The 16023-nt window shown below is 74.5% G+C and carries 15 protein-coding genes; 9 read left to right on the forward strand and 6 right to left on the reverse strand.

Going from position 1 to position 16023, the window contains the following annotated elements:
- Positions 1–179 precede the first annotated feature (179 nt).
- Positions 180–674 (reverse strand): DUF3145 domain-containing protein, encoded by a 495-nt coding sequence (locus tag BM339_RS40720; protein ID WP_075024318.1) that lies wholly within the window; start codon positions 672–674, stop codon positions 180–182.
- Positions 675–1005: 331 nt separating this feature from the next.
- Here BM339_RS40720 and BM339_RS40725 point away from each other — a divergent pair, with 331 nt between their 5' ends.
- From BM339_RS40725 to BM339_RS40740, 4 genes are read left to right on the forward strand one after another with little or no spacing between them, the layout of a single operon-like run.
- Entirely contained in the window at positions 1006–2193 is a 1188-nt protein-coding gene (locus BM339_RS40725; protein ID WP_244938394.1) for a S8 family peptidase, read from the forward strand.
- 33 nt (positions 2194–2226) lie between these two features.
- Positions 2227–2751 carry an RNA polymerase sigma factor gene (locus BM339_RS40730; RefSeq protein WP_111829738.1) on the forward strand — a complete coding sequence of 175 codons (525 nt, stop codon included), beginning with the start codon at positions 2227–2229 and terminating at the stop codon, positions 2749–2751.
- Positions 2748–3197 (forward strand): hypothetical protein, encoded by a 450-nt coding sequence (locus BM339_RS40735; protein ID WP_083598454.1) that lies wholly within the window; start codon positions 2748–2750, stop codon positions 3195–3197. The genes BM339_RS40730 and BM339_RS40735 overlap by 4 nt, the downstream gene beginning before the upstream one ends.
- On the forward strand, positions 3194–5710 hold the full coding sequence (locus BM339_RS40740) for a CHAT domain-containing protein (protein ID WP_256255763.1): 2517 nt from the start codon (positions 3194–3196) through the stop codon (positions 5708–5710). The genes BM339_RS40735 and BM339_RS40740 overlap by 4 nt, the downstream gene beginning before the upstream one ends.
- A gap of 15 nt (positions 5711–5725) precedes the next feature.
- Here BM339_RS40740 and BM339_RS40745 read toward each other — a convergent pair whose 3' ends face one another.
- The 3 genes from BM339_RS40745 to BM339_RS40755 all read right to left on the reverse strand — a co-directional run bounded on the left by BM339_RS40745 (position 5726) and on the right by BM339_RS40755 (position 8522).
- Entirely contained in the window at positions 5726–6556 is an 831-nt protein-coding gene (locus BM339_RS40745) for a sulfurtransferase (protein WP_075024319.1), read from the reverse strand.
- A 70-nt stretch (positions 6557–6626) separates the two neighbouring features.
- Positions 6627–7763 (reverse strand): alkaline phosphatase family protein, encoded by a 1137-nt coding sequence (locus tag BM339_RS40750; protein WP_256255764.1) that lies wholly within the window; start codon positions 7761–7763, stop codon positions 6627–6629.
- A gap of 177 nt (positions 7764–7940) precedes the next feature.
- Positions 7941–8522, reverse strand: a complete 582-nt coding sequence (locus tag BM339_RS40755; protein ID WP_024936637.1) for a DUF5998 family protein — start codon at positions 8520–8522, stop codon at positions 7941–7943.
- An 85-nt stretch (positions 8523–8607) separates the two neighbouring features.
- Between BM339_RS40755 and BM339_RS52380 the strand changes: the two genes are divergently transcribed.
- Positions 8608–8913 (forward strand): hypothetical protein, encoded by a 306-nt coding sequence (locus BM339_RS52380; protein WP_143118799.1) that lies wholly within the window; start codon positions 8608–8610, stop codon positions 8911–8913.
- Positions 8914–8915: 2 nt separating this feature from the next.
- On the opposite strand, the gene BM339_RS40760 is transcribed toward BM339_RS52380, so the two are convergent.
- Positions 8916–11354, reverse strand: a complete 2439-nt coding sequence (locus BM339_RS40760) for a bifunctional acetate--CoA ligase family protein/GNAT family N-acetyltransferase (RefSeq protein WP_075024321.1) — start codon at positions 11352–11354, stop codon at positions 8916–8918.
- Between the two features lie 167 nt (positions 11355–11521).
- Here BM339_RS40760 and BM339_RS40765 point away from each other — a divergent pair, with 167 nt between their 5' ends.
- Together BM339_RS40765 and BM339_RS40770 are read left to right on the forward strand one after the other, a co-directional pair.
- Positions 11522–12445, forward strand: a complete 924-nt coding sequence (locus BM339_RS40765) for a carbohydrate kinase family protein (RefSeq protein ID WP_021599641.1) — start codon at positions 11522–11524, stop codon at positions 12443–12445.
- A gap of 149 nt (positions 12446–12594) precedes the next feature.
- Complete coding sequence (locus tag BM339_RS40770; RefSeq protein WP_021599642.1) at positions 12595–12783, forward strand: hypothetical protein; 189 nt, start codon at positions 12595–12597, stop codon at positions 12781–12783.
- Positions 12784–12828: 45 nt separating this feature from the next.
- Here BM339_RS40770 and BM339_RS40775 read toward each other — a convergent pair whose 3' ends face one another.
- A complete protein-coding gene (locus tag BM339_RS40775) occupies positions 12829–13854 on the reverse strand; it encodes a LysR family transcriptional regulator (protein ID WP_218163892.1) in 1026 nt (341 codons plus the stop codon).
- Positions 13855–14324: 470 nt separating this feature from the next.
- Here BM339_RS40775 and BM339_RS40780 point away from each other — a divergent pair, with 470 nt between their 5' ends.
- Together BM339_RS40780 and BM339_RS40785 are read left to right on the forward strand one after the other, a co-directional pair.
- Entirely contained in the window at positions 14325–15443 is a 1119-nt protein-coding gene (locus BM339_RS40780; protein WP_075024323.1) for a serine hydrolase domain-containing protein, read from the forward strand.
- Positions 15444–15449: 6 nt separating this feature from the next.
- A complete protein-coding gene (locus BM339_RS40785) occupies positions 15450–15956 on the forward strand; it encodes a pyridoxamine 5'-phosphate oxidase family protein (RefSeq protein WP_075024324.1) in 507 nt (168 codons plus the stop codon).
- Positions 15957–16023 lie beyond the last annotated feature (67 nt).

The raw sequence follows: 16023 nt of genomic DNA on the forward strand, positions 1-16023 counted from the left end.
CGCCGCGCCGCGACCACCGGCGGGCGCCATGACCACCGCCGCACGCCGAGACCACCGGCGGGCGCCGTGACCGCGGGTGGGCGCCGTGACCGCGGGTGGGCGCCGCCCGGGGGCGAAGCGTGCGAGTTGCGGGACGGGCATGCTCCACGCCGGCGGCTTCCGGCCGCGCGGGCGGACGGTCACACAGCAGCGTGGAGCCAGCGGACGGGCGCGCCGTCGCCCGCCCTGCGGAAGGGCTCCAGCTCGTTGTCCCACGGGGTGCCGAGCAGGCGGTCGAGCTCGCTCTCCAGGCTGGTCTTGCCGACGGCGGCGTTGGCCATCACGGCGCGGAGCCGGTCCTCGGGGACCATGATGTCGCCGTTGGCCCCGATGACCCCGGTGAACACCCCGAGCGACGGGGTGAAGCTGAAGCGGACGCCGTCGGTGCCGGGCGTCGGGTCCTCGGTCGCCTCGAACCGCACCAGTTTCCAGTTCCGCAGCGCGGAGGTGATGCCCGCGGCGGTGCCGGGCCGTCCCTCCCAATGAAGCTCGGCGCGGAGCGTTCCCGGCGCCGCAGGCTGATCGGCCCACTCAAGGGAAACGGGCACCCCAAGGACACCTGCGGCGGCCCACTCGATGTGCGGGCTCAGCGCAGGTGGCGCGGAGTGGACGTAGAAGACGCCACGTGCGGTCACCGGACCTCCTGGATCTGTACCGAGGCTCGTCTTCCCCTACGGCCTCGTACGTCCCAAGTCGGCGTCCGCGTCCCTCATTGTGCATCATCGGCCCGTGTCGCACCACCGTGGATTCGCTGTTTGTCGAACACTTGATCACGGGATGCTCGCCGTTCACCCGGCTCGCGCGACAAGGGTAGGCCTTCGCGGGCCGGCCGCGGGCGCAAAGCGCACAAGGCGACCTCATCTTTCGCGCGACCGCAACTGAATACTTTCGGTTGATCCCTTGTCACGCACCGTCGCCGATCCGGCACCATGGGCGCAGGGACGGTCCGGGGAAGGCAGGGACTCAATGTTCGACCAGCAGGCACGGCTGGACCGGATGCTCGCGCGGCACGCGGACGCGGTCGTGGTGGAACCGCTGCCGGGACGGCCGGCGCTGATCCGCCGCGACGAGATCCTGGTCGCCGGGCGGGACGCCGCGGCCGCCGAGGACCTGGTCCGCCGATGGTGCGACTCGCGGCACGACGGCCGCGGCACCACCCGGCTGCGGCTGCGTCCCCCGGCCAAGGTGGACGTGTGCGAGCTCGCGTCCGCGCTCGGCTCCGGTGGACGGCACCGCCGGCTGAGCGCCTCGCCGAACCATCTCGTCCTCGGGCAGCCGATGTGGTGGAGCGGGCCCGCGGACCGGCCCCGTCCGGCACCGCCCGTGCCCGCCCCCGAGGCGGTCGCGGCACGGCGGGACGTGACCGTCGCGATCCTCGACACCGGCCTGGCGCCGCATCCCTGGTACGCGGAGACCGAGTGGTACCGCGAGCAGCGCGCCGAGGTGGCGGAGGTCCTGGACGCCGACCTGGACTTCGACCTCGACGCGCAGGCGGGGCACGGCACGTTCATCGCGGGCGTCGTCCTGTCGCAGGCCCCGTCCGCCGAGCTGTGGGCCCGGCGCGTCATCGGCGGTGACGGGGTCGGCGACGAACTCGACGTGATCCGGGCGCTGGAATGGCTCGCCGAGCGGAAGCGCGCCGACGTCGTCAACATCTCGCTCGGCTGCCACACCTATGACGACCGGCCGTCGCCCGTGCTGGCGCAGGCGGTCGCCGCGCTCGGCCGCCGCACGGTGGTCGTGGCGTGCGCGGGGAACGCGGCGACGGACCGCCCGTTCTGGCCCGCCGCCATGAAACCGGTCATCGCCGTCGCCGCGCTGGACGACGCCGACCGGGCCTGGTTCTCCAACTACGGCTGGTGGGTGGACGCGTGCGCGCAGGGCGTCGGGGTGGCCAGCACCTTCGTGCGGTTCGACGGACGGCGGACGGCCGAGGGCGGGATCGACCCGGACCGGTTCGACGGCTACGCGACCTGGAGCGGCACCTCGTTCGCGGCGCCGGTCGTGGCCGGGCGGATCGCCCGTCTCGCCGCGGTGGAGGGCATCGACGCCGCCGCGGCGGCCGATCGCGTCCTCGATCCGGCGCGGCATCGGGTTCGCGCGGATCTCGGCACCGAAGTTCACGCTTCGTCAGTGTCCGATGCCCTAGGGTGAACGAGGAGCGGGGGGCCTCGGGAGGAGACTTCGGTGGCCCACAGGGACGGTACGGACGAGCTGGTGGTCCGGGCACGCGACGGCGACGGTGACGCGTGGGCCCGGCTGGTCGAGCGGCACAGCGGGCTGTTGTGGTCGATCGCCCGCTCGCACGGGTTGAACGACGCCGATTCGGGCGACGTGGTGCAGACCACCTGGCTGCGGCTGGTGGAGCGGATCGACGGCCTGCGCGAGCCCGCCGCTACGGCGTGCTGGCTGGCCACGACCGCGCGCAACGAGTGCCTGCGGCTGCTGCGCCGGCGCGGCCGGGAGCTGCCGGCGGTACCCGCGCCGCGCGCGCCCGAGCCCGGCCCCGACCGGGTCGTCGCGGCGCGCGAGCGGCTCGGCCTGGTCGGCGCGGCGCTGGAGGCGCTGCCGCGGCGGTGCCGCACGCTGCTGCGGCTGTTCGCGCTCGCGCCGACGCACGCCGAGCTGGCCGCCGCCCTCGGCATCCCCCTCGGCAGCGTCGGGCCGACACGGGCGCGCTGCGTGGAGGCGCTGCGGAGGCTCGTCCCGTGAACGACGACGAGCTCATGGCGCAGGTACGGGACGCCTTCGAGATCCTCGACCCGGTGCCCGCGGACGTCCTGGCGGCGGCTCGCGCGTCGATCGCGTGGCGGACGCCGTCCGCGGCGCTCGCGGAGCTGGCCCTCGACCGGGGCGGGCGCGCGGCGGCCGGGGTCCGAGGCGGCGCGGGCCGCACGCTGACGTTCGCGTGCCCGGACCGCACGGTGGAGATCGAGGTGACGCGGGACGGACGGCACCGCGAGATCACCGGGCGGCTCGTCCCGCCCGCGGCGGCGCTGGTCCAGGTCCGGCACCGCGACCTGACGGCGGGCGCGCTCACCGCGCGCGCCGAGCCGGGCGGGCTGTTCTGCCTGCCGCGCGTCCCGTCCGGGCTGGTCAGCCTGGTCTTCCGGCTGGACGGCGGGGCATCGGTCGTCACGAGCTGGGTCCGGCTGTGACAGGCCGGGACGAGCGCGCGCTCCTGCGGATGGCCGCCATGGACCCGGCGGCGGCCTTCGCGCGGGCGAAGACCCTCCTTGAGAGCGGCGGCGGAATCCTCGCCTTGCGGGTGGCCGGGCTGGCGGCCAAGGAACTGGGGAGGCTGGAAGAAGGGCTCGCCTTCCTGCATCGTGCTCTGGAACTGGCGTCCGGGTCCGACCCGTATGCGGCGGCTCAGGTGCGGATGAACCTGGTCGGCCTGCTTACCGCACGCGGGGACGTCACCGAGGCGTTGGCCAACGCGTCCCGTGCGGAGACCGCCCTGCGCGGTCTCGACGCGGATCGCCTCGCCGCGAACAAGGCGTGCGCGCTGGCGCGGGCCGGACGGCTGGACGAGGCGCACGACGTCGCGGCCGGCGCCCTGCCCCGCCTCCGCGAGGGACGCGACCCCGCCGCGCTCAACGGGTTGCTGACCAATCTGGGTCTGGCGCGGGCGTTCCGCGGTGACCACGTCGGTGCGGAGGAGGCGCTGGTGGAAGCCGTCGCCGTCGGGGAGGCGGCGGGGCTGCGCCACCAGACGGCCATGTCGAAGGGGAACCTCGCGTTCGTGGCGTCGCGGCGCGGGGACGTCCCGCGCGCGCTCGACCTGTTCGCCGAGGCCGAACCCGGCCTGACCGGCGAACGCCTCGCGCAGTGCCGGTTCGACCAGGCCGAGACGCTCATCATGGCCGGCCTGCCGGGCGAGGCCCGCCCCGTCCTGACCGCCGCCCTGGACGCGGCCATCGAGCACGGCTACGGATGCGACGTCGCGGACGGCTTCCTGCTCCTCGCGCACGCCGAGCTGGCCGACGGCAACGCCGAACGGGCCACGGAAGCGGCCGAACAGGCCCGCACGACGTTCGCCGAGCAGGAGCGCACCGGATGGATGCTCCTGGCCGAGCATCTGCTGCTCAAGGCCCGGTGGGCGTGCGGTGAGCGTTCCGCCGTCCTGCTCCGCTCCGCCGTGGCCGTGGCCGACCGGCTGGAAGGCGGCGGCTGGTCCGACGCCGCCGACGAGGCCCGGATCGTCGCCGCGCGTGTGGCGCTGTCGCTGGGACGTCCGGCGGGGCATCTGCTCACCTCCGTCGGACGGTCCCGCGGCCCAGCGCCCGCCCGGATCGCCGCCTGGCACGCGCTGGCCCTCGAACGCGCGGCGCGCGACGACCACAGCGGCGCGGTGGCGGCGGTCAGGAACGGCCTGGAGGTGACCGAGGAGCACGCGGAGGTGCTCGACGCGCTCGACCTGCGCGCCCGCGCGGCGGGATGCGCCGCCGAGCTGGCCGGGTTCGGCCTCCGCCTCGCCGGCTCGGCGCGGGAGCTGCTCGCGGTGGAGGAGCGGCGGCGGGCGATCGCGCGCCCGGTCCGGGTCCGGCCGCCGCGGGACCCCGAGCGCGCCGCCGCGCTGGCCGCGCTGCGCTCCCTCAGCGTCGACCACACGGCCGACACGGCCCGCGGCGGCCTCCCGTCCGCGCCGCCGGCCCGGATGGCCGAGCTGGAGGCGGCGATCCGCGCCCGGACGCGGCGCCGGCCGTCCGGCGCGTCCCCGCCGCGCTCGGGGGCGGCCACCGAGATCGCCGCGGCGCTCGGCGACCGCGCCCTGGTCGAGCTGGTCGACATCGGCGGCGAGCTGCACGCCGTCACCGTCGCCGACGGCCGGCCGCGCCGCCACCACCTCGGGCCGTGCGAGGAGGCCCTCCGCGAGATCGGCCTGCTGCGCTTCGCCGCCCGCCGCCTCGCCGAGCGGGACGACACCGCGGCGCTGTCCGCCCTCACCGCCACCGCCGGACGCCTCGACCGGCTCCTGCTCGCCCCGCCGCGTCCCGTCCTCGGCGACCGGGAGCTGGTCATCGCCCCGACCGGCGCCCTCCACGGCCTGCCGTGGGCGGTGCTCCCCTCGCTGGCCGGACGCCCGCACGCGATCGTCCCGTCCGCCGGCGCGTGGCTGCACGCCCGCACGCGCGCGCCGTCGGGCGGGCACACCGTCCTCGTGGCGGGCCCGGACCTCCACCACGCCGGCGAGGAGATCGCCTCGCTGCACCGCCTTCACCCGGAGGCGGTCGTCCTGGACGGCGACGGCGCGCGGGCGGAGACCGTCCGGGACGCCCTCGACGGCGCGGCGCTGGCCCACATCGCCGCCCACGGCGAGTTCCGCGAGGGGAACGCCCTGTTCTCCCGCCTGCGCCTCGCCGACGGCCCGCTGCTGGTCCACGACCTCGACGAGCTGGCCGCGCCGCCGCGCCTGGTCGTCCTGTCCGCCTGCGACATCGGCCGCGCGGACGGGGGCGACGCCGTCCTCGGCATGGCGGGCGCCCTGCTCGCGCTCGGCACCGCCACGGTGATCGCCAGCGTCACCCCGGTCCGCGACGAGGCGACCCCCGCGTTCATGGCGGCCTTCCACGCCTCCCTCGCGGCCGGCCTGAGCCCCGCCCGCGCCCTGGCCGCGATCCCCCGGGCGCCGGCGACGGCCGGGTTCCTCGCGATGGGCGCGGGCTGACGCCGGGCGGGCCGGTCAGTTCTCGCCGGTGGCGATCGGGTTGGACGGGTCGGTCACCCAGTTCGACCAGGACCCGACGTAGAGGGCGGCGGGGATCCCGGCGAGGGTGAGGGCGAGGATCTCGTGGGCTGCGGTGACGCCGGACCCGCAGTAGGCGCCCACGTCGAGGGCGTCCGTGGCGCCGAGCTGCGCGAACCGCTCGCGGAGCAGTTCGGGGGGCAGGAACCGGCCGTCCACCCCGACGTTGCCGGACGTGGGGGCGTTGCGGGCGCCCGGGATGTGCCCCGCGACCGGGTCCACGGGCTCCTGCTCGCCGCGGTAGCGCTCGGCGGCGCGGGCGTCCAGCAGCACCCCCGCCGTCGCCAGTTCGGCGGCGCCCTCGGCGTCCAGGACGGGCAGCCGGCCCGGGTTGGCGATGTAGTCGCCCGGTTTGGGCTCCGGCTCCGCGGTGGTCACCGGGAGGCCCGCCTCCGTCCAGGCGCGGTAGCCGCCGTCCAGGACGCGGACCCGGTCGTGCCCGAAGTAGCGCAGCGACCACCAGACCCGCGCCGCGGACGTGGAGTCGGCGTCGTCGTAGGCGACGACCATGCTGTCCGCCGAGACGCCGGCGCGGCGCATGGCGGCCTCGAAGACGACGGGTTCGGGAAGGGGATGCCGGCCGCGGGGGCCGGGCGGGCCGGCCACGTCGCGGTCGAGGTCGACGAACACGGCGCCGGGCAGGTGCCCCCTGCGGTAGGACTCGATCCCCGGCGGTCCCGCCAGATGCCATCGGACGTCCAGCAGGACCACGGGCGTCTGCCGCCGGAGCAGCCGGTCCAGCGCGGGCACTTCGATGAGAGGGTGCACATCGCCAGTTTGACCGCCGATGCCCCGATTAGGGAGGGGCGAATCGGGACTCATCTCAACTCCCCAGGTATCAGGGCCGGGACGTGCCGAGCAGCGGCACCAGTTGCTCGGCCGGGACGAGGGAGCCGTGCATGCCGACCATCCTGTTCAGCCATGGTTCCCGCTCGGTCGCGACGATCGCGAGGTCGGCGTGCGGGACGGCGACCACGTCGCCGACGCGCTCCAGCATCCCGTCGCCGACCGGACCGAACCAGCCGCGCGCGACGGCCTCCTCGCGCGGGACGACCCACGCCCGCCCGTCCAGCGTCTCCGTCCACGCGGCGAGCACGTCGCCGTGGGCGCCCGGCTCGCTGTAGACGTACCGGGCGCGTGCGTCCCCGCCGAGGAGGGCGACACCGTCCCGCAGTTCCGGGACGGTGTCCGCGTCGATGCGCTCGGCGGGGTCGACCATGCCGTGGTCGGCCGTCACGTGCAGGGCCGAGCCCGGCGGCAGCACCTCGGCGATGCGCTGGGCGAGCATGTCGACGAACCGGAGCTGGTGGCGCCAGTCCGCCGAGCCGACGCCGAAACGGTGGCCGGTGGAGTCCAGGTCGGGGTGGTAGGCGGTCACGTAGGACCGCTCGCCCCGGCGCAGGGCCAGCTCGGTCCGTCCCACGAGCTGGCCGAGGCCCTCGGCGGCCAGGTAGGCGGCGCCGCGGGCGGTGGCGCGGCTCAGCCCCGAGCGCTTGTACTGGCGGAGGGAGACGTAGCCGACCTCGACCCCGTCCGCCGCCGCCCGCTCGTACGCGGTCGGGACCGGCTGGAACTCCGCCGGGTCGGGGTCGTCGTCCTTCCAGTGCAGGCAGTTGAGCAGCCGGCCGGCGCCCGGGATCGCGACCTGGAGGCCGAGCAGCCCGTGCTCCCCGGGCGGGACGCCGGTCGCCAGCGAGGCGAGGCTCGTCACGGTCGTCGCCGGGAACCCGGACGTGATCGGGCCGCCGGCCATCGCGTTCAGGAACGGCGCCTCGCCGGGATGCGCCCTGAGCTGCTCCCAGCCGAGACCGTCCACGAGGAGGACGCACACGCGCGACACCTCGGGAACCCCCAGCACGTTCACCGCACCCGGGACGCCCAGCGACGCCAGCACGGAGGGCGCCAGATCGGCAAGGGCCCCGCCCCCGTACCGCGGCACGGGCGCCTCCACCACCGAAAGCTCCTCAGCAGTCACCACACCACCCCCTCACGAGAGGACAACCCCCCGCACCAACGAACCGCCCGCCGCCCACCGCTCCCCGGAAGCCCCGCTCCAGTCACCGGACCACCTCCTCGCGGGAGGACGACCTCCCACACCCCCCGCACGAGCGGACCGCCCGGCGTCCTCCGCTGCGCGGAGGCTCCGCTCCGGTCACCGGGCGGTCGCGGTCGACAGTTCCTCGGCGAAGGCCAGGACCTGGCGGACGGCGTCGGCGCCGTCGGCGGCCTCGCTCACCCGCAAGGACAGGTCGTCGGCCGTGACGCTGCCGGTGTAGCCGTGGTCGGCCTCGCAGTTCTCGTCCCCGCACGTCGCGGGCTCCAGGTCGATGTGCGCGATGGCCCCCCAGCCGATGGTCAGCACCACCTCGGTGGGCGGGACGCCCGGCACGTAGGACGCCGGGTCCGGGACGACCCGCGTGACCGCGACCGACTGGACGCGCTCCAGCTTCACCGCCTCGGTGGTGGTGGACGCGTGCGGCCGGGTCATCCCCTCGCCCGGCGGGTGCTCGTCGGTGTGGCACACCAGCAGCCGGCTCGCCGACAGCACGAGCACGGTCACGTGCCTGCGCACCTCCATCGCGGGGTCGAAGGTCGCCTCGTGGTGGACGACGTAGGCGGTGACGTGCTCGTCCCCGACCGCCGACTCGACCGCGTCCGCGACCAGGGCCGGGTAGTAACCGCTGCGCTCGATCGCCGTGCGCAGCCCACTGACGGTCGCTCGGGTTTCCCTCATGGCCCCATCCTGCCCTGTCCGGGACGGACGCGCACATGACCCGGGGTGCGCGGTGATCCGGGCGCGGGCGGGGTAGGGGGTGGGCATGGACGAGCATCCCCTGCCGACTCCGCCGCCGGTGCCGCCGCCGACGCCGGACCCGGCCCCGCCCCCGCAGCCACCGGTGCCGCCCACGCCGCCGCCCGGCCCCGCGCCGCAGCCGCCGGGGCCCGTTCCGCCCGGTCCCGCGCCCGAGCCGGTGCCGCCGGGCCCGCCGCCGGAGCCCACGCCCCCCGGTCCGGCGCCGGAGCCGACGCCGCCCGCGCCGCCTCCCGAGCCGATCCCGCCGGGGCCCGAGCCGGATCCCGTCCCGCCGACGCCGGAGCCGAGCCCGCCGCCGCCCCCGGGCTGACGTCAGAGGCGGCGCGGCCCCAGCTCTGGCCGCGGCCCGAGCGGACGTTCCAGGGTGAGCGTCGCCGAGCGCACCGTCGCGCCCGCGCCGCCGGCCACGACCGGGTCCAGCTCCAGCAGCGCCACCTCGGGGAGGTCGTAGCCGAGGCGGGACGCGCGCAGCAGCAGGTCTTCGAGGGCGGCGGTGTCGACGGGCTCGGCGCCGCGGTGCCCGAGCAGCAGCGGCGCGGTGCGGATCGCGCGGATCATCTCCGCCGCCTCCGCGTCCGCCAGCGGCGACAGCCGGTAGGCGCGGTCGTCCAGCAGGTCGGCGGTCTCGTCGGCGATCCCGAAGGAGATCAGCGCGCCGAACGAGCGGTCCTCGCGGACGACGATGCGGGTCGGCACCCCGTCGCCGCCGTCGGCGACCTCGATGCCGTAGCAGCCGAGCAGCTCGGCCGCCTGCTTGGGGGTGGCCTCGACCGGGCCGCCGTCCCCGAGCCATCCCGCGACCAGCTCCCGCGCCCGGTCGCGGTCCACGTCCTCCAGCACCGGCGTCCGGCCGGTGGGACGCTGCCGCCACAGCGCGTACCTGATCACGTACGCCAGCGCCCGGACGGCGTCCTCCGGGGAGGCGTAGGACGGCACGGACCCCTCCGCCGCCGTCCCGTCCGGGCCGGGCACGCGCAGGTCGGCGGGCATCCCCTCGGTGCCGAGGTAGGTCGCCACGATCGGCTTGCGGCCCTCGGCGGCCAGCCGGAGGATCTTCTCGGGGACGCGCACGTCGTAGCCGCCGATCGTCGGCGGCGTGAACAGCGCCACGACCGCGTCGACCGTGTCGTCGTCCAGCGCCCCGGCGAGCGCGGCCTCGTAGTCGTCGGCGTCCGCGCGGGGGCCGAGGTCGATGCGCGGCCGGACGTCGAGGCCGAGCGCGACGGCCTCGTCCTGCGCCAGCAGGCCGAGCGAGTTGGAGTTGTCGATGATCGCGATGCGGTCGCCGGCCGGGAGCGGCTGGTAGGCGAGCACCTGCGCCACGTCGAACAGCTCCGCGAGGTCCTCCACCCGGATCACGCCGGCCTGCTCGAACAGCGCGCTGACCGCGTGGTCGGGCAGGGTGAGCGCCCGCGCGGCGTGCCCGAGCGGGACGCCCTGCGTGCTGCGGCCGCTCTTCACCGCCACGATCGGCTTGCGGCGGCCGAGCCTGCGCGCGAGCCGCGTGAACTTGCGGGGGTTCCCCAGCGACTCCAGGTAGAGAAGGACGGCCTTGGTCTCCGGGTCCTCCTCCCAGTACTGCATCAGGTCGTTGCCGGACACGTCGGCGCGGTTCCCGGCGGACACGAACGTGGACAGGCCGAGGCCGCGTTCGGCCGTCCGCTGCAGGATGGCGATGCCGAGCGCGCCGGACTGGGAGAAGAACCCCACCGGGCCCCGTCCCGGCAGGGTCGGCGCCAGGGTCGCGTTCAGCCGCACGTCCGGGTCGGTGTTGGCGATGCCGAGGCAGTTGGGCCCGACGACGCGCATCCCGTACGCGCGGGCGAGCCGGACCAGCCGCTCCTGGGCGGCCCTCCCCTCGTCCCCCACCTCGCCGAAGCCGGACGACACGACGACCAGGCCGCGCACCCCCTTGCCCGCGCACTCCTCCACGACCTCGTGGACGGCGTCGGCCCGGACGGCGACGACCGCGAGGTCCACATCGTCCGGGATCTCCAGGACGGACGCGTACGCGCGGACCCCGGCCACCGCCACGGCCGTCGGATGCACCGGGTACACGGGGCCGGAGAAGTCGCCGGACAGCAGGTTGCGCAGGACGGTCTGCCCGACGCTGTGCTCGGCGCGGCTCGCCCCGATCACCGCCACCGACCGCGGGAACAGCAGCCGCTGGATCGACCGCGACTCGGCGCGGTGCTCGCGCGCCGTCATGACCTCCAGCGACGTCTCCGTCGGCTCCAGGTCGAGGACAAGCTCGATCACGCCCTCCTCGAACCGCTGCTCCGCCCGGTAGCCGGCCTCCCGGAAGACCCGCGTCATCCTGCGGTTGTCGGGCAGGACGCTCGCGACGAACCGGCGCACGCCCCGTTCCCGCGCCGCGGCGGCGATGTGCTCCAGCAGCACCGGGCCGACCCCGCGGCCCTGGTGCGCGTCCTCCACGAGGAACGCGACCTCCGCCGTCTCCGGGCGGTCGGCCAGCCGGTCGTACCGGACGACCGCCACCATCTCCCCCGCGATCGTGGCGATCAGCGCGACCCGCCGGTCGTGGTCGACGGTCGTGAAGTGCTCGACCTCGCGGTCGGACAGGCGCGGGCGCGGCGAGAAGAACCGGTAGTAGATCGACTCCGGGGACAGCCGGGCGTGGAACGTGCGCAGCAGACCGGCGTCCTCGGGCCGGATGGGGCGCAGATGGGCCGTCCCGCCGTCGCTGAGGACGACGTCGGCCTCCCAGTGGTCCGGGTAACGCTCGGTCACGTACCCGAGGGTAAGGCACGGGGGCGCCGCCGCCCGTGCGAGAAAAAACCGGCTTCCTTGGTTTCGCTGCGCGTTCGAGACCTAATCGGGGCGCGAGAGCTGTTACGGTCAACCACACGCCCGGAATTGCCGCTCGCGCGGGCCGTGTTGATCGAGGTGATGACTCCATGACGCGCGTGGTCGTGGTCGGCGATCTTATGACCGACACCGTGGCGCGTGCCGCCTACCCCTTGGCCAAGGGGAGCGACACGCCCGCCGCCGTGACGATCCATGGTGGCGGCTCCGGCGCCAACGTGGCCGCATGGCTCGCCGTGGAAGGGACCGACGCCGCCTTCGTCGGCCGCCGCGGCTCCGACATCGCCGGCCGGAACCGGGACATGGAACTGATGGGCTACGGCGTCGACGCCCGGCTCGTCATGGACCAGGAACGTCCCACCGGCACCTGCGTCGTCATGGTCACCCACAAGGGCGACCGGACGATGTTGTCGGACCCCGGCGCCAACGGCGCGCTGCTCCCCGAGGACATCGAACGCTGCAAGGACCTGTTCTCCCAGGGCACCCACCTGCACCTGTCCGGCTACTCGCTGATCAACGAGGGCTCCCGCAAGGCCGCCATCCACACCCTCGACCTCGCGCGCAAGGCGCAGATGTCGGTCTCCGTGGACGGCGGCTCCTCCTCCCCGCTCAAGCGGATGGGCGCGGAACCCTTCCTGGAGTGGACGCAGGGCGCCCGGCTCCTCGTCGTCAACGCCAAAGAGGCCGAGATCCTCACCGGCCGCGACACCCCCGCGCAGGCCGCCAAGGTGCTGACCGCCTGGTACCCGCAGGTCGTCATCAAGAGCGGCGCCGACGGCGCCCTCTGGTACACCAACGGCCGCCCCGAACCGATCACCGTCTCCGCCGAGCCCGTCGACAAGATCGTCGACGGCACCGGCGCCGGAGACGCGTTCGTCGCCGGCCTGCTCCCGCCCTGGCTGGACGGCAAGCAACCCGCCGACGCCCTCACCGCCGGCTGCCGCCTGGCCGCCCGCGCCATGCAGCACCTGGGCGCCCGCCCCACCCTCGACGTGGTCGACAACCAGATCAAGTGACCGGGCTCGCGTGGGGTCCAGGGGCCTCCCCTGGACCCTTCGGCCGCTGGTCTCCGCCGCGTCGCGGGGTGCCGATCAGTTGTCTTGACGGGCTGTGTCGTAGCGCTGCCGGCCGGCGTTGATCTGGTGCCGGCGTTCACGCGGCCACGGTGACGATCGCCTCGGGTGTCGTTCCCGGCGGGGGCGAAGCCGATCCTGATGCCATCGGTGCCCGCTACCACCGCCTGTACCGGCGGCCCGATCAGGTCGAGGAGGTCATCGGAGACCCGGACGCGTTCCGCGCGCTCGTCGCCGAGCTCGATGCCCGGCCGAGCCCATCACCGATCACCGGCGGCTAGCCGCGAGTTCCGCCCCTCACACGCGCGCAAGGAGTCGTGTCGTGGTCAGGCGAGGGGGGTGTAGGTGCGGACGTCCTCCTTGACCGCGTCCCAGAGACGGTTGAGGGGATGGCCCGCGTCGTAGCGTTCGAGGTCGGCGCGGCGGACGAAGGCGCCCGTCATGAGCTCGGCCTTGGGCTCAAGGTCGTCGTGCAGGCCGATGGTGCGGAGGGGAACGGCGTCCGAGTCCTCCTGCGCGGCCATTCCGCGGCCGATCGAGCCGGTGACGATCATGCAGCCGCGGACGAATCCGGACCTGAGCAGCGACAGCCCGTAGTGCACGTCGTCGATGTCGGCGACGACGTTGAGGCGCTCGCGGAAGTTCGTCCCGTACCAGGTGGCGAGCAGGTCGGCGACGAGCCCGGCGGGCGGCACCACGAGCGGGACGCGGCCGAGGCCGCTGGTCTCCACGGCCGCGTCCGGCAGCTCGGACTCCGGCAGGTTGGTGAGCAGCAGCGCCTGGCCCCGCGCGTACTCGATGACCTCGTACTCCTTCAGCCGCAGGTCGCCCTCCTGGGTGCTGACGATGCTGCCGCAGATGAGGTCGACCTGGCGGTTCTCCAGCCGCGACCACACGTCCTTCGTGCGGACGTGCAGGACTTTGAACTCCACTTCGCGCTGCCGGAACTCCTCCGAGACGCGGTTCCAGGCCCGGGAGACGATCGGCAGCGTGAACTCGGTCGTGCCGACGGTCAGCATGCGGCCGAGCCGGCGCCGGCTCAGATGAATGGACTCCAGCCATTTCTCGAAGGTGCCGCGCGCCAGTTCCACCGTCGCCTCACCGGTCGGGGTGAAGAGGAAGTCCCTTCCGCGGCCCTGCCGGACGGTGAGGACCTCACCGCACAGGGTCTGGCTGGTGCGGTTCAGCGTGTCGAGCTGCTTCTGGACGCTCGACTGCTCGCGTCCGAGGACACGCGCGGCCCTCAGCGCCGACCCCGTCTCGTGAACCACCAGGAGGGTCCGGAGCTGGTCGAACGTCATGTCGAGAAGCCCTGGCGGGCCGTCGAGAAGGGCGTCGAGGGTCGGTGACACGGGGAGGGACATTACTACCTCTTCCGGCGCCCCGCGGAAATGGCCGCGCGGTCAACTGAACGGGAAATGATGACATTTCCGCCTGAACTTATCCCAAGATGTTCTCCCAAACAACTGGACAGACTTTCCTGACCTCTAGAACACTTTCACCTCGACGGACCACTCCCTTCGCCGCCGTCATCCGTCCCACCAGGACGGCGGCGTTCCCGGGCGAGCCCCGGCGGTGCCGGCCGCCGGGGCCGCCGCCCGGTGCCCGACTCCCGTTCGCCGCGGCCCTTCTCCGCCGCGGCGCCGGGACCGGACGCCGGCCCGTGCGCGGGGCCGCGCGCACGGGCCGGCCCCAATCGTCCCGCCCGCGCCAACGGGGGCGCGCGGGCGGACGCCCCCACCCCACCCGCAACCTCCCCGGCCGTGGGTAGGAGGAGAGTGTGGGCGGTCAAATGAGAGGCGTGGATGAGGATTGTGGCCTTATGAGCGGCGATGACGTGGAGGGCCGGGTTCAGGCGGTGGTCGATGGGCTCGTGGCGTCCGGTAGCGAGGTCGGCTTGCAGGTGGCGGTGGTCGCGGACGGGCGGGTGGTGGCGGACGTGGTCGGGGGCGTCGCCGACTCGCGGCGGGGGCCGGCCGTCGCGCCGGACACGCTGTTCTACGCCGCCTCCACCGCGAAGGGCATCGCCTCGGCGGTTGCGCACGTGCTCGTGGAGCGTGGGGAGCTCGACTACGACCTGCGTGCGGTGGACGTCTGGCCGGAGTTCGGGGCGCACGGCAAGGAAGGGGTGACGCTTCGCCACGTGCTGCTGCACACGGCGGGCGTCCCCGGGCCGCCGTACGACACCACGGTCGAGGATCTGTGCGACTGGGAACATATGTGCGCGGTGCTCGCCGCGTCCGAGCCCTGGTGGGAGCCGGGGACACGCTTCGGCTACCACGCCCAGACGTTCGGCTTCCTCCTCGGCGAGATCGTGCGGCGGGCGACCGGGCGGACCCTGTCGTGGTGGCTGAGGGAGGTCCTCACACGTCCGCTCGGTGTCGAAGACGAGGTGCACTTCGGGGTTCCGGACGTCCTGCTGGATCGTGTCGCCCGGCAGGAGCCGCCGGAGGGGGCGCCGCCCGAGCCTCCGGCGCCGGGGTCTCCGGCGGACAGGGCGATCCCGCCGGGCATCAGGTCCGACGCCGCGTATGCCAACCGGGCCGACGTCCTCGGCTCCGACATCCCGTCCGCCGGGACCATGTCGGCACGCGGGGCGGCCCGCGTCTACGCGGGTCTCCTCGGCCATGTCGACGGCGTCGGTCTCGTCTCCGCCGCCCGCCTCTCCGACATGGCGGCCGTGAAGTACCAGGGCATGGACGAGGTGATGGGCATACCGACCGAATCGGCCTTCGGTTTCAGCACCTTCCGGCCCGGTGGCGCGCAGGGCCGGCCCGGAACGACGTTCGGCATGGTGGGGATGAACGGCTCGGCCGCCTACGCCGACATCGACTCCGGGGTGGCCGTCGCGGTCATGCGCAACCGCTTCGGGTTCGACCTCGCGGCGGTCTCGCAGATCGACCGCATCGTGATGGAAGCCTTTCCCACCCGATCGGAGTGAGCGACCATGCAGAACCCGGTGACCCGGCTCGACGAGCGCTTCAGTGATCCCGCCGCCGGAGCGACGCCGTGGGCGACCACACGCGAGGCGTTGGAGGGCGCCCAGCTCTTCTGGATCACGACCGTCCGGTCCGACGGGCGCCCGCACGTCACGCCGCTCGTGGCCGTGTGGCTCGACGACGCCCTGTACTTCACGACGGGGCCCGAAGAGCAGAAGGCCCTGAACCTCCGCGCCAATGCCCATGTGGTCCTGACCACCGGCCGCAACGACTGGGACCGGGGGTTGGACGTGATGGTCGAGGGCGAGGCCCGGCGCGTCACCGACCGCGCCCTCCTCGAACGCCTCGCCACCGCCTGGGCCGCCAAATGGAACGGCGAGTGGCAGTACCAGGTGACCGACACCGGCTTCGCCCACGAGGTGGGCGAGGCGCTCGTCCTGGCGGTGCGGCCGACCAAGATCCTCGCCTTCGCCAAAGGCACCTTCGGCCAGACCCGCTACCTCCCCACGGACTGACCCCCCGCACCCGCAGCAATCGATGCGCGATGCGCGGTGCGGGTGGGTCCACGAGGGGTCACTACGA

Origin of the sequence: Actinomadura madurae (genome assembly GCF_900115095.1) — a bacterium.
Classification (GTDB): Bacteria; Actinomycetota; Actinomycetes; order Streptosporangiales; family Streptosporangiaceae; genus Spirillospora; species Spirillospora madurae.